The 22,367-nt window shown below is 42.9% G+C and carries 21 protein-coding genes; 10 read left to right on the top strand and 11 right to left on the bottom strand.

The window, feature by feature from the left end:
- Window positions 1–11: 11 nt before the first annotated feature.
- Window positions 12–932, bottom strand: a complete 921-nt coding sequence (gene urtB, locus NI469_RS01405) for an urea ABC transporter permease subunit UrtB (RefSeq protein ID WP_000365952.1) — start codon at window positions 930–932, stop codon at window positions 12–14.
- 82 nt (window positions 933–1,014) lie between these two features.
- Window positions 1,015–2,253, bottom strand: a complete 1,239-nt coding sequence (gene urtA / locus NI469_RS01400) for an urea ABC transporter substrate-binding protein (RefSeq protein ID WP_004813834.1) — start codon at window positions 2,251–2,253, stop codon at window positions 1,015–1,017.
- A 204-nt stretch (window positions 2,254–2,457) separates the two neighbouring features.
- On the opposite strand from urtA, the gene NI469_RS01395 reads away from it, so the two are divergent.
- Complete coding sequence (locus tag NI469_RS01395; protein WP_044108821.1) at window positions 2,458–5,913, top strand: hybrid sensor histidine kinase/response regulator; 3,456 nt, start codon at window positions 2,458–2,460, stop codon at window positions 5,911–5,913.
- 13 nt (window positions 5,914–5,926) lie between these two features.
- Window positions 5,927–6,847: a response regulator gene (locus NI469_RS01390; RefSeq protein ID WP_005220520.1), complete on the top strand. Its 921-nt coding sequence runs from the start codon at window positions 5,927–5,929 to the stop codon at window positions 6,845–6,847.
- A 56-nt stretch (window positions 6,848–6,903) separates the two neighbouring features.
- On the opposite strand, the gene NI469_RS01385 is transcribed toward NI469_RS01390, so the two are convergent.
- The 4 genes from NI469_RS01385 to NI469_RS01370 all read right to left on the bottom strand — a co-directional run bounded on the left by NI469_RS01385 (window position 6,904) and on the right by NI469_RS01370 (window position 9,889).
- A complete protein-coding gene (locus tag NI469_RS01385) occupies window positions 6,904–7,608 on the bottom strand; it encodes a phospholipase D family protein (RefSeq protein ID WP_129716220.1) in 705 nt (234 codons plus the stop codon).
- Between the two features lie 66 nt (window positions 7,609–7,674).
- Complete coding sequence (locus NI469_RS01380; RefSeq protein WP_044108811.1) at window positions 7,675–8,397, bottom strand: hypothetical protein; 723 nt, start codon at window positions 8,395–8,397, stop codon at window positions 7,675–7,677.
- Between the two features lie 172 nt (window positions 8,398–8,569).
- A complete protein-coding gene (locus NI469_RS01375) occupies window positions 8,570–9,082 on the bottom strand; it encodes a GNAT family N-acetyltransferase (protein ID WP_044108812.1) in 513 nt (170 codons plus the stop codon).
- Window positions 9,083–9,163: 81 nt separating this feature from the next.
- On the bottom strand, window positions 9,164–9,889 hold the full coding sequence (locus NI469_RS01370) for an outer membrane protein OmpK (RefSeq protein ID WP_129716224.1): 726 nt from the start codon (window positions 9,887–9,889) through the stop codon (window positions 9,164–9,166).
- Between the two features lie 1,007 nt (window positions 9,890–10,896).
- Between NI469_RS01370 and NI469_RS01365 the strand changes: the two genes are divergently transcribed.
- The 4 genes from NI469_RS01365 to dsbD all read left to right on the top strand — a co-directional run bounded on the left by NI469_RS01365 (window position 10,897) and on the right by dsbD (window position 14,570).
- A complete protein-coding gene (locus NI469_RS01365; protein WP_004647220.1) occupies window positions 10,897–11,262 on the top strand; it encodes an HPF/RaiA family ribosome-associated protein in 366 nt (121 codons plus the stop codon).
- A gap of 127 nt (window positions 11,263–11,389) precedes the next feature.
- On the top strand, window positions 11,390–11,932 hold the full coding sequence (locus NI469_RS01360) for a hypothetical protein (RefSeq protein WP_004647221.1): 543 nt from the start codon (window positions 11,390–11,392) through the stop codon (window positions 11,930–11,932).
- A 21-nt stretch (window positions 11,933–11,953) separates the two neighbouring features.
- On the top strand, window positions 11,954–12,709 hold the full coding sequence (locus tag NI469_RS01355) for a transporter (protein ID WP_004729129.1): 756 nt from the start codon (window positions 11,954–11,956) through the stop codon (window positions 12,707–12,709).
- A gap of 19 nt (window positions 12,710–12,728) precedes the next feature.
- On the top strand, window positions 12,729–14,570 hold the full coding sequence (dsbD, locus tag NI469_RS01350; RefSeq protein WP_004729130.1) for a protein-disulfide reductase DsbD: 1,842 nt from the start codon (window positions 12,729–12,731) through the stop codon (window positions 14,568–14,570).
- Window positions 14,571–14,598: 28 nt separating this feature from the next.
- On the opposite strand, the gene NI469_RS01345 is transcribed toward dsbD, so the two are convergent.
- Window positions 14,599–15,795 carry a GGDEF domain-containing protein gene (locus NI469_RS01345; protein ID WP_004729133.1) on the bottom strand — a complete coding sequence of 399 codons (1,197 nt, stop codon included), beginning with the start codon at window positions 15,793–15,795 and terminating at the stop codon, window positions 14,599–14,601.
- A 342-nt stretch (window positions 15,796–16,137) separates the two neighbouring features.
- Here NI469_RS01345 and NI469_RS01340 point away from each other — a divergent pair, with 342 nt between their 5' ends.
- Window positions 16,138–16,707, top strand: a complete 570-nt coding sequence (locus NI469_RS01340) for an FMN-dependent NADH-azoreductase (protein ID WP_004281290.1) — start codon at window positions 16,138–16,140, stop codon at window positions 16,705–16,707.
- Between the two features lie 62 nt (window positions 16,708–16,769).
- On the opposite strand, the gene NI469_RS01335 is transcribed toward NI469_RS01340, so the two are convergent.
- Complete coding sequence (locus NI469_RS01335) at window positions 16,770–17,681, bottom strand: alpha/beta hydrolase (protein ID WP_004729134.1); 912 nt, start codon at window positions 17,679–17,681, stop codon at window positions 16,770–16,772.
- Between the two features lie 156 nt (window positions 17,682–17,837).
- On the opposite strand from NI469_RS01335, the gene NI469_RS01330 reads away from it, so the two are divergent.
- Window positions 17,838–18,275: a DUF2147 domain-containing protein gene (locus NI469_RS01330; RefSeq protein WP_004729136.1), complete on the top strand. Its 438-nt coding sequence runs from the start codon at window positions 17,838–17,840 to the stop codon at window positions 18,273–18,275.
- 73 nt (window positions 18,276–18,348) lie between these two features.
- Here the strand turns inward: NI469_RS01330 and NI469_RS01325 are convergent, their stop codons facing one another.
- Window positions 18,349–18,699, bottom strand: a complete 351-nt coding sequence (locus NI469_RS01325; protein ID WP_044108818.1) for a Spx/MgsR family RNA polymerase-binding regulatory protein — start codon at window positions 18,697–18,699, stop codon at window positions 18,349–18,351.
- 473 nt (window positions 18,700–19,172) lie between these two features.
- Window positions 19,173–19,991 carry an exodeoxyribonuclease III gene (locus NI469_RS01320; protein ID WP_044108819.1) on the bottom strand — a complete coding sequence of 273 codons (819 nt, stop codon included), beginning with the start codon at window positions 19,989–19,991 and terminating at the stop codon, window positions 19,173–19,175.
- Between the two features lie 40 nt (window positions 19,992–20,031).
- Here NI469_RS01320 and pyrE point away from each other — a divergent pair, with 40 nt between their 5' ends.
- Entirely contained in the window at window positions 20,032–20,682 is a 651-nt protein-coding gene (gene pyrE / locus NI469_RS01315) for an orotate phosphoribosyltransferase (RefSeq protein WP_044108820.1), read from the top strand.
- A gap of 461 nt (window positions 20,683–21,143) precedes the next feature.
- Here pyrE and NI469_RS01310 read toward each other — a convergent pair whose 3' ends face one another.
- Window positions 21,144–21,353, bottom strand: a complete 210-nt coding sequence (locus NI469_RS01310) for a cold-shock protein (RefSeq protein ID WP_004281299.1) — start codon at window positions 21,351–21,353, stop codon at window positions 21,144–21,146.
- 545 nt (window positions 21,354–21,898) lie between these two features.
- On the opposite strand from NI469_RS01310, the gene NI469_RS01305 reads away from it, so the two are divergent.
- Window positions 21,899–22,231: a hypothetical protein gene (locus NI469_RS01305; RefSeq protein ID WP_004729144.1), complete on the top strand. Its 333-nt coding sequence runs from the start codon at window positions 21,899–21,901 to the stop codon at window positions 22,229–22,231.
- The last annotated feature ends 136 nt before the right edge of the window (window positions 22,232–22,367 follow it).

Here is a 22,367-nt window from a genome sequence, read left to right as displayed (position 1 = left end):
TCCTGAATCCCCTATTTACGTACTTTGATTGAGAAGAGACCCTGAGGACGCAGCATCAGGATAATAATGACTGTAGCCAGTGTCAGGACTTTAGCGACAGAACCAGAAAGGAAGAATTCCAGAATAGATTGTGCTTGCGCGATACTGAATGCGGAGGCAACGGTGCCAAGCAAGCTTGCAGCACCGCCGAAGACCACGACTAAGAAGGTATCAACGATATACAGCGAACCTGCTGTAGGACCAGTAGAACCGATGGTTGTGAAAGCTGCACCGGCAATACCTGCAAGCCCACAACCCAAGGCAAAGGTTAAGCTGTCAACACGTTTGGTATTGATCCCGACAGCACCACTCATAAAGCGGTTCTGGTTGGTTGCACGAAGTTGTAAACCCCAGCGTGAACGGTAAATCAGAAAGTAGACAAATGCAGTGACACAGAGGGTAACGCCCACCAGGAACAGACCATTGATAGGAATATCGATGGCTTCCGTCGGTTGATAAGAACCCATTAACCAGTCAGGTAAAGTCGGGCTGACTTCCTTAGGTCCGAAAATAGAACGGAACAACTGCTGCATGATGAGGCTCAAGCCCCATGTTGCAAGAAGTGTATCGAGTGGCCGTTGATAGAGCCGGCTGATCATGAGTCGTTCCACCATGTAACCGATAATGCCTGCTGTGAGGAAGGCTGCAATGATTGCAATCAGGAAATAGTAAGGTAGGAGTTGAGGGAAAAAACTTTCAGTCAGTGTGGAAATGAAAAATGTCGTATATGCACCAATGGTCAGAAACTCACCATGTGCCATGTTAATTACGCCCATTTGCCCAAAGATAATTGCAAGGCCGAGCGCCATCAATAACAGCACACAGAACACAGAGAGACCATTAAAGCCTTGCATGGCAAATATTGCACCGAATTCTGCAAATGATAGATCCATCGCATCATCCTCCAAGCTTTAAAAAATTGTGTGGAATAAAAAGATCAGGAGAATGGCTTCCCCTGATCATGTGGCTGTTAACTCAGTAACCTTTAGGGAATGGGTTTGGTTTGATTAGACCTTTAGACTCGTAAACAACCTTGAACTGACCATTTGGTTGCACTTGACCAATACGTGATTTGCTCCATAAATGGTGGTTCGGGTCAATTTTCACGTAGCCTTCAGGCGCAGTTTTCATTTCTAGGCCTTTAGATGCTGCAGTCACTTTCGCGACATCGAAGCTACCGGCTTTTTCAACTGCGGCTTTCCATAACCATGGACCTAGGTAAGCGGCTTGTGTTACGTCACCTACCACCGCTTTAGGGCCATATTTCGCTTTAAAGGCTTTTACGAATGCAGCATTATTGGGGTTATTTAGGCTTTGGAAATATTTCATTGAAGAGTAGAAGCCCTTCATGTTTTCGCCGCCAATCCCCAGCAATTCATCTTCAGTCACTGAAAGGGTAAGCAGTGTCTGTTTGTCGCCTGTTACGCCCGCAGCTTTCATTTGTTTGTAGAAGGATACGTTTGAGCCGCCCACGACTGCTGCAAAGATGGCATCTGGTTTACGCAGTTTGGTTTTGTTGATGAGAGAGCCGAATTGAGTGTGGCCCAGAGGATAGTATTCTTCACCAACCACTTTACCTTTCAGTACTTTTTCGATGTGGGTACGGGCAATTTTCATGGTGGTACGCGGCCAGATGTAGTCAGAACCAATCAGATAGAAGGTTTTGGCTTTTTTCTCTTTTGCCAGCCAGTTCAGTGCTTCAAGTACCTGTTGAGTTGCTTCCTGACCGGTGTAGATTACGTTTTTAGATTGTTCTAAGCCTTCATAGAAGGTTGGGTAATAAAGTAGAGAGTTGTTGCGTTCAATAATTGGCAATACGGCTTTACGAGAGGCTGAAGTCCAGCAGCCGAAAATTGCAGCAACACGGTCTTTTTCAGACAATTTACGTGCTTTTTCTGCAAAGGTTGGCCAGTCAGAAGCACCATCTTCCTGAATAATTTTGATTTGTCGACCGAGAACACCGCCCTGTTTATTGATCTGTTCAATGGCCAGACGTTCTGCCTGAATCGAACCGGTTTCAGAAATTGCCATGGTGCCGGTTGCTGAGTGCAACTGACCCACATACACAAACTTGTCATCGACTTTAAGTTTGGTGGTATTGACCTTTGCTGTTGCAGGAACGCTGGCATTGGTCAGTGCGGGCGCCAGCAGGAATGGAACAGCAAGTAAACCTGCCAGTAATCCAGATGTCTTTACTTTTGATTTCAAGCTCATGTCGGGTTCCCCTATAGAATTAGATATGCTGATGCGCTTAATCATTGGTTTGCGCTTGGTATGGAACTAAGCCTAAGGGGAGTTAAAAAATGAGCATATACGTCACTTTACGTATATAGCATTCAGTCGGATTATTTTTAGATACTGATAGGCTGGGCATAGTTATTGCTTTTAAGAGCAGATATTTAGCTTGATTTGATCTGTATGGACCCAACAGTGAATACCAGTCAGGCACCGCAGCGCGTCATTCATACCCGGCGTAAATACAATACCTGGGTGGTCGATGAAAGTATTGAGGATTATGCCCTGCGCTATGCGCCTAAATCCGTCCGGAAATGGTCACTATGGACAGTGACCAATACGGCGCTTGCGGCCGTCAGTTTCCTGGCAATGGAGGCACTTGGAGCCACCATGCTCTGGCAATACGGTTTCGGTAATGCTTTCTGGGCCCTGGTGGTTGTGGCGATTATCATTTTCCTGACCAGCTGGCCGATTGGTTATTATGCTGCCCGTTATAATGTCGATATTGATTTACTGACCCGTGGTGCCGGATTTGGCTATATTGGCTCCTCCATTACCTCGGTCATTTATGCCAGTTTCACCTTTATCTTTCTCGCCTTTGAAGCCGCCATCATGGCGCTGGCATTGGAGCTAGGCTTAGGGATACCCCTGAGTATTGGCTACCTGATTTCAGCACTGGTGATTTTGCCATTGGTGGTCAAAGGTATTGGCTTCATCAATAAGGTGCAGGCCATCACCCAACCACTCTGGTTATTTCTGCTTTTATTACCATGGTGCTTTGTGTTGGTGAAGCAACCTGATTTGATCAGCAATCTTGCATTGATTGAGGGCGCAAAAAGTCAGAGCGCTGCCTTTAATCTGTCTTTTTTTGGTGCATCCTGCACGGTGCTCTTTGCCTTGATCACCCAGATCGGAGAACAGGCGGATTATCTGCGGTTTTTACCCGATAAAAAACATATTCAGCGTAAATGGAATTGGGCTGTCTTTTTAGGTGGGCCGGCCTGGATTCTAGGTGGATTTATCAAGATATTCATGGGTATGCTGCTCATGGCACTGGCAATGCAGTATCTGGTTGCTGATTCTGAACTGAGTAACCCCAATTATCTGTACTGGATTGCTTACCAACAGGTGGTCAATCATCCCGGGATCGCTTTATTTCTGACGGTTTTATTTGTCTGCGTTGCCCAGATCAAGATTAATGTTACCAATGCCTATGCAGGGTCATTGGCCTGGTCGAACTTTTTTGCGCGTCTGACGCATAGCCATCCAGGGCGCGTAGTCTGGCTGGTATTCAATATCTTTATCGCTTTGCTGTTGATGGAACTTGGGGTAATTCATGCGGTGGAGCGTGTGCTTGGCTTATACAGTAATGTGGCCCTTGCTTGGATCGGTGCCATTGTTGCGGATCTGGTGATCTGTAAACCACTGGGATTGAGTCCAAAAGGAATTGAATTTCGACGGGCCTATCTATATGACATTAATCCGGTTGGAGTCGGTAGCCTGATCATTGCATCGGTCTTATCCATGTTGTGTTACTGGGGCGTTTTTGGAGAGATTGCCCGGTCCTTGGCCGGCTTTATCGCACTCGGTACGGCGATGTTATGTGTACCGCTAATTGCCTGGTTTACCAAAGGTAAATACTACTTGGCACGTCAAGAAAAGCCTGAACTGAATCTGGTCGAGACACAGACGTGCGTGGTGTGTGAGCATGATTATGAAACTGCAGACATGGCCAGTTGTCCAGCCTATAGCAGTCAGATCTGTTCTCTGTGCTGCACGCTTGAAGCACGTTGTCATGACCTGTGTAAGCCGCATGCACGCTGGTCTTCACAGCTCAGAGTTTTTGCGGCCTGGTTCCTGCCGAAATACTGGGTACAACATATTAATACCCGCTTGAGCCTGTATATCCTGCTGATTTTTGTCTTAGGTGTGGTGCTGGCAGTGAGCCTGAGCCTGATTTATTTACAGGAGTCTGCCAGCCTGGGCGCTTTGTCACAGCAGCAGGATGCGCTGACAATGCTGTTCGTCAAAATCTATGCCGTGCTGTTTTTACTACTTTGTGTGGCCGCCTGGTGGTTAGTGCTGAATGATGAAAGCCGACGTCAAGCACAGCTGGAAAGTAATACCCAGACTCAACTGCTGATGGATGAGATTGAAGCGCATAAGGTTACCGATCGCCAGTTGCAAGATGCCCGTATTCAGGCAGAAAAAGCCAATGAAGCCAAAAGCCGTTATGTGATTGGCATCAGCCATGAGTTACGAACACCGTTGAACAGTATTCTCGGTTATAGCCAGCTACTGCAGAAACAGGAAAAACTGTCTGAACAGGGCGAATCTGCCCTGGGCGTGATTAGCCGGAGCGGTCAGCATCTGACTTCTCTAATTGATGGTCTGCTGGATTTGGCACGGATTGAAACTGGCAAGATTTCTTTGGAAAATTCCAATATCGACCTGCCAAAATTTCTTAAACAGATCGTGCATATATTCGAGCCACAGTTTGCCCAAAAGCAGCTGAACTTTGATGTGGAGATCAGTAGCAAGATTCCACAGTATGTCCGTATTGATAAAAAACGTCTGGAACAGATACTGATTAATCTGTTGGGTAATGCTTTGAAATTTACCCTGGAGGGGGTAGTCAAATTTAAGGTCGATTACCGTTTTCAGACCGCTTATTTTGAAATTCAGGATACCGGTTGTGGGATTGCTGAGTCGGATGTTGAGCGGATCTTCCAGCCTTTTGAGCGTGGTCGTAATGTGGTACAGGGCAGCTTTGCTGGCACGGGTTTGGGGCTGCCAATCGTGAAGCTCTTAGTCGATATTCTCGGTGGCGAGCTGACCCTGAGCAGCCAGTTAAAACAGGGTTCAGTGTTTAAAATAAAACTGTATTTACCTTCTAAATCCCTGATCCATCCGATCGCGGATGTTGCCTCTAATACCGTGACCGGTTATACCGGAGAACGCCGTAAAATACTGGTGGTTGATAATGAAGCAACCGATCGTGGTCTAGTTTTAAATTTCCTGAAACCACTGGGTTTTATTTTAGAAGAGGCAGAATCAGGTTTAGCCTGTTTGCGCCAGGTACCAGAATTTAATCCTGATCTGATTCTGATGGATTTGAGCATGCCTTTACTGGGCGGCTGGGAAACGGCGAAATTGCTGCGCCAAAATAAAATGACCAATGTACCGATTATTATTATTTCTGCAGATGCCAATGAGCGGATGATCAATCCGGAAACCGATGTTCTCAACGAAGACTTTTTAGTAAAGCCGGTCGATCTCAATTTATTATTGAACAAAATTGGTGATAAATTGGGCTTAAGCTGGCTGCATCAGCATGAGCAGCAGCCAGAACAAGAACAGCCTTCTGACCAGAAAGGACAGATCTCCACGGTTGTGATTGAAAGCAGAAATGAGTTGAACCCATCCATTCCATTGTTGAACGTGGCAGAGGCGGTCCTTCAGCTGGAACAGCATTTAAGTATTGGTTTTATCCGGGGGGCAAAAGATGTCCTGCATGAATGTGGCCAGCACTTTGAACAATATAACGATATATGGCATCAGATTGAGCAGGATTTAAAACAATTTGATTTTAAAAGAGCAATTCAGCGACTTCATGAGCATGCAGATGTGCTGAAGTAGGGGTAAGGTGGACATGTTGGAAAGTATTTTGATTGTGGATGATATACCTGAAAATCTAAGTCTATTGCATGAGAGCCTGGATCAGGCTGGCTATCAGGTACTTGTAGCGACCAATGGATTTGATGCAATTGAAATTGCGCATCGCATTCAGCCTGACATGATCCTGCTTGATGGCAGTATGCCGGAGATGGATGGTTTTGAAACCTGCACTCAGCTTAAAGCCAGTCCAGTGACTGAACATATTCCAGTGATCTTTATGACCGGGCTGACAGAAACTGAACATATCCTCAAAGGCTTTCAGGTTGGTGGGGTAGACTATGTCACCAAGCCTTTAAATATTGATGAAGTTCGGGCACGAGTAAAAACCCATTTGTTACAGGCTCGTTTAATGCATCAGCAGCGACAAATGCTGGATGCAACCGGCAGTGCGATTCTATCGCTGAATCTGGAAGGTGAAATTATCTGGCAGACCCCAATCGTCAGTGAATTGCTGAAAAATCATCAGGTGGATGTACAGCATTTTCAGTCCAGTTTGAATCAGTGGCTACAGGACTTGCTCAAGCAGCCAGATCAAGCACACTTACTGCATGGTCAGTACGGTCATGGCCATCAGCAGTTACAGCTTAACCTGCTCACCAAACTGTATGCAGGGCATATCTCTAAACATGTATTGGTGCAGTTGAAAGAGCAGACCCAAATGCCGAGCGCAGAGGAAATCGCGCAGGCTTGTCCCAACCTGACACCGCGTGAAGCAGAAGTGATGCATTGGGTCACGATGGGGAAGACCAACCGGGATATTGCCGAGATCCTGCAACTCAGCCCACGGACGGTAAACAAGCATCTTGAGCATGTCTTTGAAAAGCTTTATGTAGAAACACGGACAGCTGCGGTGTTACATGTCATGTCGGCCTGTCAGAATCAGGCAGTGGCTTGATACTTTTGGCTATCAAGTTCCCTTTTCTGGAAAGAAAAGGAACTTAAAGTTTTTCTTTAAATCTCGATATTTTCATTCCAGAGAAAATAGCCGCCATACTGACTTGGTCTAAACTCACCATCAATTTCTTTCCCTTGCTCAGTTAGAAGATGTCTGCCATTTTCATTAAGTTTTAGAAAACCTTTTTCTGTCATCTTATCCAGGAAATCAGCTGTTTTGATTTTGTGCTTTGCAGCGAGTTTAGACGTGGTAAGTTTAGACAAAGTATTACTTTCTTCATCTATTTCAATTTCTTTAGAACTAGAGTCATTTTTAACTTCATCTAAGCTAATCCGGACTTCTTCGCTAATCCGAATAATACGCTGCGCTTCTTCATACGCATCTTTAAAAACTTCATCATCTTCATACTTACGAACTGAAATGCCCATTTCATTGTTATTGACCTGGCTAAATTCATATAAATTCAAACTCGAAATAATACATTCCGATTCATTGAGATAGCACTTTGCATGCAGGTTTTTGCAGAAACTCAAACGCACATAGTCCAGTTTTTGAATCCATTTGATTTCTTCAGGATGCAAATCACTTTTGCCATAGACAATGCGAACATCAATTTTTAGCCGGTCTTTGTCTTCTAATAATTCTTTGATGCGGTCATTGAGACGTAAATACGGACTGATTAAAATTAGACGTTCTTTGGCATTTTTAATGAGTTCTTCTAAGAAAAAATTAGTTGCACTGGTATTTAGAAATTTAGCCATATTTTCCCTGTAATATTTTGAATATTATGTTTGTTATAGGGCAATAAGATATCGCTGAATCAGCAATCACTCAACCTTTAAATACATGCCATCCGCCGAGACATTATGTCCAAAACCACAAGACATCGGATTGCTGCTATTCACCGCAATCTGTTGTCCAATTTGAGCGTTAAACTGAAATTTCAAATCAATTTTGCAATCTTCTACGCTGTAATTGGTCTGAGCTTTATTCAATGGCATCCGGGTTGAAAATTCTCCTATATTTGGTCCATAAATCAGACTGCGCAAACCCATATAGAGTCCATTAAACTCAATTTGGTAGGCATTCGAAGCCCGTTTAACTTCCATCGTATTCCACTGGCCAAAACCTGCATAGCGGACATATTTGCCTGCAAGATTCTTCGGTTTTTCTGGTGCAGGCAACTGTTTTAGATTGAACTGGCTGGCTTTAGCATTCGGAAAAACGGAAAACCAGGCGCGTGCCCATTGCGGCTTTCCAAGCTTGGCATAACTTAAGCCAACATTATTAAATGCCGTGGTGATATCACGCTCAGAAAAAGCTGTACCACCGTCTTCTACATTCATCGCACAAAAAGATGACCAGGCGGCTTGTTGTTTGAATTGCGCTATGGCCTTTTGATATTGTTTTTGGTCGTAGAATTTCTTGCCATTATTTGCATAGTTTTGGACTTGGCTACAGCCTGAATACAATTCTTTTTCAAACTCTGAATCAGCAAAAGTGAGCATACTTAAACTTAAAAGACCAATAGACAATAGAGATTGATACATAGCGTTATTCAGTATAATTTTGAACTGAATAAAACATAGCCACTCGTATAAGTAAATAGAACTTGTGCTTATTAAACTGGATAACAACAAAATATCGTGATGGCCAAATATTAAAAAGCTGAAGAGGAATATCCAGAAAGCAGTTCTGGAATAGCTTTAAACTAAGAATTAATCAAGCTTGATCCAGATTGAGTTGTAAGAGGACCAAATCACGCCAGTGCCCAAACTTCTGTCCGACTTGCGGCATATAGGCAGTTTGAACGAACCCCAGTTTTTCATGCAGATGAATCGATGAGGTGTTTTCAGAATCAATCGCCGCGACCATGATATGCAGTTTCTGTACTTGAGCCTGTTCAATTAAATACTGCAATAGTTTAGAACCCAAACCTTGCCCTGCATAATCCGGGTTTAAAAAAATAGAATGTTCTACCGTCTGTTGAAAGCCCTGAATACTACGAAACTGATCATAACAGGCATAGCCAGCGACGACTTGATTTTGAGTATCTTCAACCACAAAAACCGGGAAATTCTGATTTTTAAGCTGTTTAAACCAGATTTTGAAATAGTTCAAATCAAAGGCTGTTCTGTTCCAGGTCGCAGTACCATAGAGTACTTCCTGATTATAAATCTCGAGAATGGTTTCAAGATCATGTTCGGTCGCAGGTCGAATATCAAAATCAGGCATATTCTTGTTCTAGTAGAGGTGAGCTGAAATCACAGTTTAAAAAAAAGCAGAACCGGAGTTCTACTTTTGATCATACATCAATTAGAAATGATATTTCACAAGTGCGCTGACATTGTTTTCGTCTTGATTTTTAAGACCAAACTTGTTGTTCCACACTGAATGTTCAACACCGAGGTATAAACGGGTATCTGGAGAAATGTGTTTGCCCGCATTCCATTTCCACTGTGTAGTCCAGTTTAACTCGCTTGCTTGAGCGTCTTTTTCAGCAGTTGACCAATCAAGGAAGCCATCTACAAGAAAATCTTCAGCACCCAGTTTAAATGGCACACCATAGGTAAGCGTCATTTGATAATCGTCTTTATTGCCAAACACTTTTTCATTGTTTGCACGATAAAGATTTAAGCTTGCATATTGAAAGTATGGGATATCAAGGTCAAAGCCCACGCCATATAGGAAGTTATCAGCATTATCTGAACCTTCCCACGTTGTTGAAATAAGCACATCTTTCACTGGACCAAAGGCAAGTTTTTGGCCTGTAACTTCACTTAAGCTTAAACGTGGTGATAACTCAAAGTACGTACTTTTAACATCATCGCCACCGCGCAGACGATCCATAAAGAAGAATACATCTGCATATTTAACTTTTGCAGCATATTCAACAGTTAAAGTAGTTTGCTGATCGTCTACAACTTCATAGTTTTCACCATAAAGACCTGTAACGCTAAAGTCCTGCCAAGCTGGTTTTGCTTGAGCAAATGCTGCAGTTGAAGCCAATGCACAAAGTGCCGCAAGTTGTGTAAATTTCATTTAAATCTATCCCCCCGAGAAAGCAGAATAAGCATACAGATTAATAAGTAAAAATAAAGTTAAAAGTGATCGCTGACTTAAATATATTTCAGCCCCCATGAGTTGAATGAAGACGATCATCTTCCTCAGTTTTCATTGCCTTTCGCTGATACTTCTCTAAATTATTATTTTTTAAATAAAGTTGAATATGTAGTGCCTTAAAAGACTGAATGTATAACTAAAAATATAAAATCACTTCAATTTACGATGATTAACTTACAAAATCAGTAAAAAATAGGGGGGGATATACAGATTGTTTAGTAATTAATTTGGGCCTGAGGCTGAACAGCTTTGTTCTGTTTGTGTAATGAGGTTAGTTTGAAAATCTCAAATGACCGTCGTTTTATAAGCCTGTTCTCAGCCTCTTCAAGTGAGATTGAACGGTCTTATATTTCAATAAAAAATTATTTTGCAGGTTGTTATTTTAAAATGACGAAAGAGTATTTTTCCCGGTTATGCAAAAGCAACTAAATAATGATAAAGCAAATGATCTATTCAGGACTGTAAGGCTGACTAGGCGCTGATCTTATAAGATAAATTATTAGGTAAAAGTGAGCTAATTTCGATAAAAAATACTTTTAATTCCTCCTTTTTTAGGTTTCCTGGTCGAGTGTTATTTAAGCGATTTATCGGTCTGGCTAAAAAATTATTTCAAATTAAATCATGTGAAAGGTTGTGAAATTTCCGTTTGAAAAATCCTGTATTTTTGAGCTGAGTAAGCAGTTGTCACAATGGATTATTCTTTTGCTAAAAAACCAAAATATCACTTGCATATTTCCAAGATACAGCCGATATTCAAGATATAAGGACACGATTCTGCAGACTCAAAAATGTGTTCATTATTCAAAATGGAGGGTGTGATTCCAATCATTTGAAGAAGTGAAATGCGATGCGAAACAGCAAGCTACAAACGTGCCAAGATAAAAAATTTTGCACTCAAAAGTTACAAAGATTGAGGATGGTAATATATGAATATTGAACTTCGTACCGATAACCACATTCAGAATAGTGATCGTTTAATTACTTATGTACGGGAAGAATTAAATCAAGAATTCCAGCGCCACAGCGAACGTATTACCCATTTTTCAGTCCATCTCAGTGATGAAAATGGCGCCAAAGGCGGCGATGACGATATTCGTTGTATGATTGAAGCGCGTCCTGCAGGCTTGAAACCTGTCGTAGTCAATCATCGTGGCCATAATGTCGATACTGCGATCCATGGTGCAATTGACCGACTAAAACGTAGTCTGGAACATGTGATCGAGAAAAAAGACAATGTTCGTCCTGGTGCTCTCGAACTAGCAGACACAGATACTGCGGATATCGAAGACTAAGCCGAACCGATTTGAAAAAGCCCTGCGGGGCTTTTTTCGTATTAAACAAAAATATAGTTATGAGAAGCACAACAAATCCTGCTTTATTCGGCATAATAGTCGAAAACGAATCAAAGTGAGCTCCATCATGTTAACTGCGCAACAACAACTTTTTGTGCAAGCACTCGAAGAATTAAATCTGGACCAGGTCAAACAGCTGCTGGCAGATGGACTCAACCCGAATTTTATTGATCATGACAAAGGCCCGGTGATTTCGGTCTGGTCAGATGGCCTGTTTAAATGGTGGGAAGAAGTGTGTGAGCTGTATGAAGCCGGAACACCACTTTCAGAAGAGGAGAAACAGGCACGTTTGGCGGTACATTTACAGATTCTGGAAGAACTGATCCAGGCCAAAGTGAATCTGCATTTGTGGGATGCAGAAGAAATTTATGGTCCACTCTGGGATGCCGCAAGTGCCGCATGCGCGCCAGCTGTACAGCGTTTACTGGATGAAAAAGTCGATCCAAATAGCAAAGATGAAGATGGCATGACTATTTTATCTTCAATTAGTGATCTATTCTTTGATTGTGATTTTGATGAAATCAACTGGTCAGAAGCCTTGGATGAAGAAAAACAGACGCTAGAACTGCTTCGCAAGCATGGCGCAAAAATGACCAAAGAACTCAGTTAAATTTTAATAAAGAGCTCCAACATGACAACATTAAAAACCTTGGGTTTGATTGCACTGGCCGGTTGTAGTGCACAGCTTTTCGCAGCAGATTTTGAATTTGATCGACCAGGTGAGGGTCTCAGTACTGGAATTACTCCAGTCGGAAATGTCGCTTGGGAGCAAGGCTTGCCTACAGCGCGTTATAGCAAGTCGGGCGATCAGACCGCGACCACACTCAGTGCAGATATGTTGTTACGTACCGGACTCAGTGATGATCTGGAATTGCGTTTAGGTTGGGCTGGCCCGACCTGGACCCAAGTGAAATCCAATGGCCAGACCGAAGAAGATGATGGTCTGGGCGATGTTAGTATTGGTCTGAAAAAGGCCATTGATTTGGATGATGACAAACTCAGTATGGCTTTGCTGGCCGAAGCTATCATTGCAACAGGCAATGCCGGTTTCACTAATGAAGAAGATATTTACAGCTTGGGTTCTGTCGTGTCGTCTCAATATAATGACTTGGTCAGTACCGCATTGACCATGCGTTATGAATGGCAGGACAGCAACTGGGCAGTGTCTGCGATTCCTTCTCTAGGCTACCGTATTACTGATCGCTGGTCAGGTTATTCTGAACTGATTTACCGTAAAGCTGAAAGTGTCGATAATCAATACGCGCTCGGTACCGGGGTTATGTATGCCTTAAACGACCGTGTCCAATTGGATGCGAATGTCGGTGTAGATCTGGATGGTGCAGATCGAAGTTACTTCTCAGGCCTAGGTTTCTCTGTGCTGTTCTAAGTTATCCAACTCACAGATGATGAAATACTCGCAGTTCCCGACCTGGGGGAAAATGCTTGCCCTGGTTATTTTGGGAAGCACCTTGTTCAGCAGTCCTGCTCAGGCGGAAACTGCATTGTTGTCTGCCGAGCAGGCTTTTCCTGTGAGCGTGATCTCCACCAGTCAGCAGCAGGCTGAACTGAGTTGGCAGATTCCAGACAACTATTATCTGTATCAGCATAAAATTGAAGTCCGGCAGGGCAACCAACCGGTGTCGTTTGAGTTGCCACCCGCTGAAGATTTATATGATGATAACTATGGACATACCCAGGTTTATTATCAGCAGTTAAAGTTTCAAATTCCGACTCAGGCGGGGCAATCCTATCAGGTCAGCTGGCAGGGCTGTGCCAAAGACCGGATCTGTTATCCGCCACAAACCATTCAGTTCAAGACCGATTTGTCTGGTCTGGTGCAATTTGAAGCTACCGGATCAGGAACAAAGCGTTTACTTGATCTGAATACTTCATCACTGCAACACAATACCCTATTTAATGCAGCGGACTCCTCAGAATCTACAGCAAATGAAATCTCTGCATCAGCCCACACACAAACTGAACCCTATGCAGCACAAGACCAGAAATGGTCAGCCCAACTGCTTGAACGCTCTTTGGGCTATGGGCTTTTGCTGTTCTTTGGCTTAGGCATTTTACTGGCTTTTACACCGTGTTCCTTGCCGATGCTGCCGATTCTGACCTCGCTGATCGTACGTGACAGTAAAGGACTGAAAGCCTGGATGATTGCACTGACTTTTGTCAGCAGTATGGCCGCTGTCTATGCAGTACTTGGCCTAATTGCATCTTCGGCCGGCCTGAATTTTCAGCGCTGGTTGCAGCAACCGGGAACCCTGATCGCATTTAGCATCCTGTTTGTCCTGTTTGCCCTGAATCTGTTTGGCCTGTTTGAAATCAAACTGCCGCAACGTCTGGTTCATCGTCTGGATCGGGCACAGGCCATGCAGCAGGGAGGCAGTCTGGTCAGTGCCGGTGTCATGGGCATGATCTCGGCGCTTCTGGTGGGGCCATGCATGACCGCACCGCTGGCAGGCGCATTATTGTTTATTTCCCAGACGCAAAGTCAGTGGCAGGGAGCTTTACTGCTGTTTACTTTAGGTTTTGGGATGGGCACGCCTTTATTGCTGGCCAGTATTCTGGGTGCACGGATTCTGCCTAAAGCCGGGCATTGGATGAATCAGATCAAAGTGCTCTTTGCCTTTATCATGCTGGCGCTGGCGCTGTATTTTATTCGCCCACTGATTTCAGAAGCCGCTTTACAATGGTTATCCCTAGCTTTGGGTATGACCTTCGTGGCTTATGTGCTGTTCCGGATTTTCTGGCATCGTACCGGTTTGAGATGGCTATATATCCTGTGTCTGGTACTGGCCGTGCCCTATATCGCTTATAGCCAATATCAGCACAGTCAGCGTTTTTTTGTGGAGCAGGCGAGCACAGAAGCCAAGTGGCATGTGGCACGTAGTGCAGCAGAATTTCAGCAGATTTTGGACAGGGCACCACAAGGGCAAAAGATTATTATTGATGTCTACGCCGACTGGTGTGTTGCCTGTCAGCCGATCGAACATCGTATTTTAAAATCTGCAGCGGTACAGCAGGCGCTTGCGCCATATTTCCTGATCAAGCTGGATTTAAGCCAATATAATGTCTCTCATCAAGCGCTGTTAAACCAATGGGAAATTCTCGGGCCGCCGACGTATTTATTCTTGAATGCGCAGCAGCAGGAAATTAGGGGTTTACGTTTAACCGGTGCTTTTAGCGAGGCAGAATTGCTGGCACAGCTGCAAGCACTGGCTCAAAGTGAAAATCCATAATTTAGTTCTTAAAAAAAGCTGAACCCGTTTAAGAAACCTGCATCTGTACTGGCACCGGTTCAGCATAAGCTTTGACCAGATTACGCCCACCGGCTTTAGCCTGATAAAGCGCCTGATCAGCCTGACTCAATAACTGCTGCGGGCGTAATTCCGCGCTAGAAATGGCAATCCCGAAACTGGCGGTCACCGGAATCAGCTCATCCTCATCACTGAAAATCTGCAATTGCTGAATGGCGATGCGGCAGCGTTCAGCCACTTGTTCGGCTTTTTCCAGACTGGTATTTTTAAGCACCAAAATAAATTCTTCCCCGCCAAAACGGCCGACTACATCACTTTCGCGCAATTGCTGATTCAGCACGGCACTCACTTCGACTAAGGTTTCATCACCCTTATGATGGCCATAGTGATCATTAATTTTCTTGAAATGATCCAGATCCAATAGCACTAAAGCATAATTGGGAGTGGCTGCGGCATTCAGTTTATCCAGACATTGGTTGATACTACGGCGGTTAAACAGATTGGTGAGCGGATCAATCTGGCTCAGCTGTTTGATCAGCTGCTCGCGATGACGCCATTGACTGAGCAGAATCTCGAATAACACCATGCAGACGGCCAGAATTGGCAAAATGAAATATAGCATCGATAACAGCCAGAAACCATTATAAAAAAGCTTGTCATCGATATTAAAGAGCGGTGAATAAGGTAATTGATGACTGAAACTTAAATAGGCACATCCGCCTAGGAAAATTGACGCTGGAATCAGCATGCTATAAACCAGCGTGCGATGGAACAGCACCAGTCCCACCATAATTAAACAGACATAGGAGGTCGTGGCCACAGGGCTGATCACCCCGACGAGATAGGCGTCACGACACAACGAGATAACAAAAGTACCCACTGCCATATAAGGCAGATAACGTTCAATCAGCTGATTCCCCTGAAATTTATAACAGGGAAAAATCAGGAGAAATAGAATTACCAGAAAGCTGCTGTTCAGAGTAATTTGTGTATAGACCCGTTCTAGATGAACATATTGCCAATATTCGGGATTTAATAACACGAAAATATCCCAGCCGAGCCAGGTCAGATGTACTCCGCATCCCAAGGTCAGCATCAGGATGCATTTCTTCAGGATGCGCCAGTTCATCACGACTTCATCTTCGACCAGGTATTTCTTGATTCTGTGTCTTATCACTTTTTCTAATACAGGCGATATTCGCTTCATGGTCCCGGTCTGACTTTAATTGTTATGGCAGATTTTTTTTAAGACTTATTGGATATTTATAACTTTATTTACACAAGATAACATAAGTTTGAATGCTTGATAAACAACAATATTTAAAACATTTTTGTGATTTAGTTGATATCTGATCTGCTCAGTCTTTGCCGATAGCGCAAGTGATCCAGGCTATGTCAAAGGGTCTTAATCAAAATTAAAGAGGTTAAGAGGTATACAGTTTTGTTCTAAATTCAGGATGATGTGTTTTATTTGTACTAATTATTTCAATATAGTCAATCGTTAAAATGGCTGCATTGTTAGAAACAACCAAAGATAAAGAGCGAAACCATGAAAGTTTTACAGATTGATTCCAGTATTTTAGGAGATGCTTCTATTTCGCGTCAGTTGACTCAGGCTGTGGTGGAACAACTGCAGCAAAAATATGCTGAGGCCATTGAAGTTGAGTATCTGGATCTGGCTGCACAGCCTATTCCTCATCTTACCGCCGAAATTTTAATGGGCCAGAATGCAGAACAAACGGCATTGGGCGAGGAAATTTTAGATCAATATTTACAGGCTGATGTCGTGGTGATTGGTGCAGCGATGTATAACTTCGGTTTGCCATCAACCCTAAAAGCCTGGATTGACCGGATCTGTGTCGCGGGACGTACTTTTAAATATACCGAACAAGGTCCTGTGGGTTTGGCGGGCAATAAGAAAGTGTATATTGCCAGCAGCCGTGGTGGTGTCTATGGCGAGCAAAGCCCGGCTGATTTTCAGGAGGCTTTCCTGAAAACCGTGTTTAACTTTACCGGTGTGAATGATATCGAAGTGATTCGTGCTGAAGGAGTGAACATGGGCGAAGCGGTTAAAGCCCAAGCATTGCAAACTGCATTGCAGCAAGTTCAGGCCATTTAAAACCTAAAACCTTTTTTCAAAGGGTCAGCTACGGCTGACCTTTTTTATATGCTAAATCATGCTTAATCTCGGTCCAGACGATGGGCAAATTCTGCAAGATCGGTCAGCGCCTGTTTGGCTTCATCGAACCAGGCACTGAACATCTGGAAGTTGTGCCACATGCCGGTATAGAGTTTAAATTCGACCTCGACACCCGCCTGTTCCGCTTTTTCTTTAAAACGACTAGCATCATCCAGCAGAATTTCCTTGGAACCTACCTGAATATGAATCGGTGGCAAGCCGGCTAAATCGGCAAAAAAAGGAGAAACTTCCGGATCACCACGATCAATCGAACGCGGCACATAATATTCAATCCCGGTTTGAACCGTTTCCAGAGACAGCAGGGCATCATGCTTCTGGTTATAACGTAAAGATTCACTGGTCAACGTTAAATCCAGCAGTGGAGACAGCAGAATCAGACCGCTGACCTGTGGCAGACTTTCCTGCTGTATTTTGAGTGCCAGCGCCAAGGCCAGATTGGCACCGCAAGAATCGCCGGACAGAATAATATCTTTGGCCTGAACACCTTGATCCAGTAGCAGATTATAGACATCAAACAAGGCTTCCAACGCTTCTGGATAGGCAGATTCGGGTGATAGCGGATAATCGACATGCAGCACCTGCATCTGGGTTCGAGCCGCAATTTGAGTCATAAAGGCACGATGGGTATTTAAAGAACCTAAGTAAAATGCGCCGCCATGAATATGAAAAATCAGCTGGGTCGATTCCTGCTGCGGCTTAATTTCTTCCGCGCGCAGTCCGGCCAATCGAAGCGAGCGAATCTGTACCGTTTTATCCTGAGGGAAAAGTTTGCACATCTGTTCCAGAGCAATGCGCATTGAACTCGGTGGAAGACTGAATCTGCTCGGGGCACGAATGGCCGTTTTTAAAAAGCTTTCTGTAATTAATTGTTTCGTTAGCGGGCTTATCTTCATCTTCCTTCCATCTTTTTGTGCTTTTATTGATCGTGTAGATTATTTACCAACCATATTTACAAGGTTACACTAAATAGTCACACCTAAAAATTGAAAAATTGTTGTAACTTTTTAATACTACATGGGTCTATTTTCAGACTAAGGAAATGAAGAAAAATGAAAAAAATAGCGCTTACGTTAGGACTACTAGGCTTATCTGCACTGGCTAATGCCGCGGATCCTTTAAATGGCACGGTATGGAAAACCATTGATGATAAAACCAAGCAGCCTAAGGCCATTGTTAAATTCACTGAACAAAAGAACGGCACTTTGTCAGCTAGTATTCAGTCTGTGTTAACTCCAGGTGAAGAAAATGCCTGCAAAAAATGTGAAGGTCCATATCACAACAAATCTCTGAAAGGCTTGACCATTGTTAAAGGTTTGAAAAATGCTGGTGGTACGAGTTATGACAGCGGTTCGATCCTAGATCCGCAATCTGGTAAAACCTATAAGTTGAAAGGCCAGCTGGCAGACGGCGGCAAGAAACTTGAGCTACGTGGTTTTATCGGCGTAGCGGCATTGGGTCGTAACCAGACCTGGATTCGCGCCAACTAATTTATTTTAAGTAGATATACAAAAGCCTGACCAATGTCAGGCTTTTTTTATGAATACCATTTAGAGCAAGAGATTAGTGATTCAAGCCACGATAAGCTGTTTCATCAAAACCGGCAATAAATCCTGTGGAGGTTGCCAAGATTGGACGTTTGATTAAACTGGTATGGGTAGTTAATACATTAATTAATGCATCTTCACTCGACAGGGCGGTCTGTTGCTCTTCTTCACTGAGTTTACGCCAGGTAGTCCCTTTTTTATTCAGAACCACATCCTGCCCCAAGGCATCCAGCCAGGTTTTGACGGTTTCAGCATCGATGCCCTGTTTTTTATAATCATGAAATTCATAACTAAGACCTTGCTCAGTCAGCAGATCAAAGGCTTTCTTCATCGAACTACAATTTTTAATTCCGTAAATTTTTAACATAGCTGCCATCTAAAAAATTTAAATCATGAACTAGCTTAACCAAATTGGCAGCAGCAGACCATGCAAAAGCAAATGAAAAAAAGGAAAAAATTTTAAATAGCAGAAAAGTCATGTCATCAAAATGACATCAAGCAGCTTTAACATGAGCACTAAGAAAAAGAACAATCTAAATAATAAGAAAAATAGAAATTTGGGGATAATAGAAATAGAAAACCCGCATTTAATCATCCTGATCATGCGGGTCTCAATCCAACGTCCAATGTCACATCCATGCAAAACAAGCTAAATCTATAGTCTGTTTTATTTTCGTCCTACGGCGTCCTGTCCTTATGTTGTCGTCCTGACATGTCCTTGTGCCGTAGCGCTATAATGCTATGTTATTACATTGAGATAAACCCAAAAAATACGTCATGTCATGTAAGAGATAAGCCTTAATTGAGTGAACAGCTGTTCACTCAATTAAATAGAGAAGATTATAATTTATAGTCGATGATCACGGGGGCGTGGTCGCTAAACCATCGTTCTTTATAGACCCAAGCATTAACGGTGCGCTCTTTCCAGTCCGGAGAACAAGCATGATAATCAATCCGCCAACCAACATTCTTAGCACGCGCCTGTCCACGGTTTGACCACCAGGAATATAACTCGGCTTCTTTACGCACTTCACGGAAAGTATCAACATAACCGAGTTCATCGTAGATATGATCTAACCATGCACGTTCATGCGGTAAGCAACCCGAGGCTTTCTGGTTACCCGACCAGTTTTTAATATCAATACGTTTATGCACGATATTATAGTCACCGCAGACAATTACCGATTTATTTTCATCGCGCCACTGTTTCAGAATTTTTGCGTATTCTTCCAGAAAGTGATCTTTACGTGCTTGCGCTTCATCACCCGATGAACCGGAAGGCAGATACAGGGAACAGATCTGTACAGTTTGTTCTAGACCCAAGTCAAATTCAGCAGCAATAAAACGGCCTTGTGAATCGGCCAGTTCAAAACCCAGGCCATCGGTTAAAGACACAAAAGGCAGACGGCTATAAATGGCAGTACCGGCATAACCCGGACGCTCGGCAGGAAACAGGTGCGTGTACCAGCCTTCAGGCTTGAATTTATCGGTCCACTGCGCATGCGTGATCCGGCTTTCCTGCATGCAAATCACGTCGGCATCCGACTGTTCCATCCATTCCAATAGGCCTTTGGTGACAGATGAACGTAAGCCGTTGACATTAATTGAAACGACGCGAAGAATTTTTTGATCACCTGGATAGCTACTCTTTGGTATCATGCGCAAGTCTTACCTTAATTAATGGATTTAGGAGCACCTCATGTCAACGCCAGCTCAGTTTAACCCGCAAGCTTTTATCGAACTCGCATTATCACGCGGTGTGCTTAAATTTGGTGAGTTTACTTTAAAATCGGGACGTGTGAGTCCCTATTTTTTTAATGCGGGTCTGTTGAATGATGGTGAAGCCTTGACACTGCTGGCTTCTGGCTATGCTGCAAAACTGACTGAATGTGACCATGTTGAAGTGATCTTCGGCCCTGCCTATAAAGGCATTCCCTTTGTGGCAGCAACTGCTGTGGCTTTGTCACAAAATCATGGGGTAAGTGTGCCGTGGGGTTTTAATCGCAAAGAAGCCAAAGACCATGGTGAGGGTGGCGTATTGGTGGGTGCTTCTGTAGAAGGTAAAAAAGTCTGGATCATTGATGACGTAATTACCGCAGGAACGGCGATTCGTGAAGTCGTCACCATCCTGAAAAATGCCGGTGCCCAAATTGCCGGTGTACTCGTGGCGCTTGATCGTCAGGAAAAAGGTCAGGGTGATTTATCTGCGATTCAGGAAGTGCAGCAAGAGCTTGAGATTCCTGTACATGCCTTAGTTACCATGAAAGATTTAATGGACTATCTGGAAGCGAAAGGCGACCTAGAAGCTTTGGCGAAAATGGAAGATTACCGTGTTAAATATGGGATCTAAGCCTGGATTGGCATAGAAAAGGAAGCTTGAGCTTCCTTTTTTTGTAGATGTTCAATTTGCTAAACATTTGAAATTTATTATCTCTGTCTATTCTTGTAAGCATTGGCTTACATCAATTCCAGCACTTTGCGGCTGTTTTGAATAGTGGAAATTTCCTATGATAGCTTTAACAGGAACAGGAGGTTCCACACAAGAATAACAATAGATAAATACAAGGAAAGTAAGGTACGACAGGAGTTATACCAAGCGAACCCATACGGAAAGCCCCTGGCAGGATGCTAGGGGTTTTTCATTTTTATCTTTTATAAAGTCTAACTGAGCAGCAGTGATTCAGAAACATGATTCTTAAAAATTCACTTTTGATGAGCTAAACAGACAATCAGAAAACCTTTCACCAAAATTATGAATCTTCAGTGCTAAAAAAAGCACCTGAAGGTGCTTTTTCTTATTGCTGGGCTAAATTATAGCGCAACGATATTGATCGCATTTGGACCTTTTTGACCATCAACCACGCTAAAAGAAACGCGTTGACCTTCAAACAAAGTTTTGAAACCAGAACTGCTGATTTCTTTGAAATGAGCAAAAACGTCAGGACCTGATTCTTGTTGAATAAAACCAAAACCTTTAGTTTCGTTAAACCATTTTACTGTACCGGTAACTGTAGTAGACATAATATAACCTGTTAAATTTTAATAATTTTAGTCATGCAAATGACTATGGATAACTTGGAAAAACAACAAGAATTGAAATAAAGATCTGAAAAAACGGAGGATTATAAATAATACTGCGGCACTTAAAGAAGCTTAACTAAACAACGCTTTTTTCTAGTTAAAGACAGCATAGCCTAAATCAGAAAATATTCAAGTTTTTTATATTTATTATTTATTTTTCTTATAAAAGTGGCTCCATTCTTGTTTTTTAAAGAATTTCAAGCTGTTTACTTGAGCTTTATCGGTTGTATTTAAGCTTTAACCAAGCTAAACAATAAATACACGTTGTGTTTGTGTTACTTTATGTTAATCAAAATCGTTCAGTACCCAGCAAGATTTTACTAAGTCAGTGTATTTTATAACTTTGGGTAAATTAGTATTTGTAGTTTTAAGATAGTTATCGTCATTGTTTGTGTATAAAAATCCACCTATATTAAAATTCAATTGGAAAAATTAACTATAAGAATTTCTTGATTTTAATTTAAAACCAAATACGAGTGAGTCTCATGGATTACTGGAACAGTGTGTTACTTATATCCATCATCACCATGGTTGGACTGGCCATGATCATCCTGTTCGTCGGATGTAAAATGTGGAAGAACTTGGTGGTCACTTTACTGATTGCCACCTTGATTGGTTTTCTGATTGTATGTGCAATCAATTTTGTTTTTGGCGATCGTCTTCAATTTCTATGGGGTGCCCCTGAGACTGGTGATAGTAATTTTATGCTGGAAATGGGGCTGCTGAGCCTGTTAATTGGCGGTGTAAGTACCTTTATCATTATGTTAGGCACTTTGGTTGCTAAAAGTAACAGTGGAAATCAAGGCGATGAAGACTAGTTTTTCGCAAAATAACAAGTGTCTTAATGAGCGGGAAAGTACAGAAAAGCATTGCATGTACAGTTCATAGGCTTAAAAAATCTTTCTCAGTCAAATGTATAGTGCCATAGCGCTACGGGACATGAATGGCGTTTCA

Origin of the sequence: Acinetobacter lwoffii (assembly GCF_024129735.1) — a bacterium.
Classification (GTDB): Bacteria; Pseudomonadota; Gammaproteobacteria; order Pseudomonadales; family Moraxellaceae; genus Acinetobacter; species Acinetobacter lwoffii_H.
The sequence above is the reverse complement of the archived record's forward strand: the minus strand, read 5'-3'. Positions and strand labels throughout refer to the sequence as shown.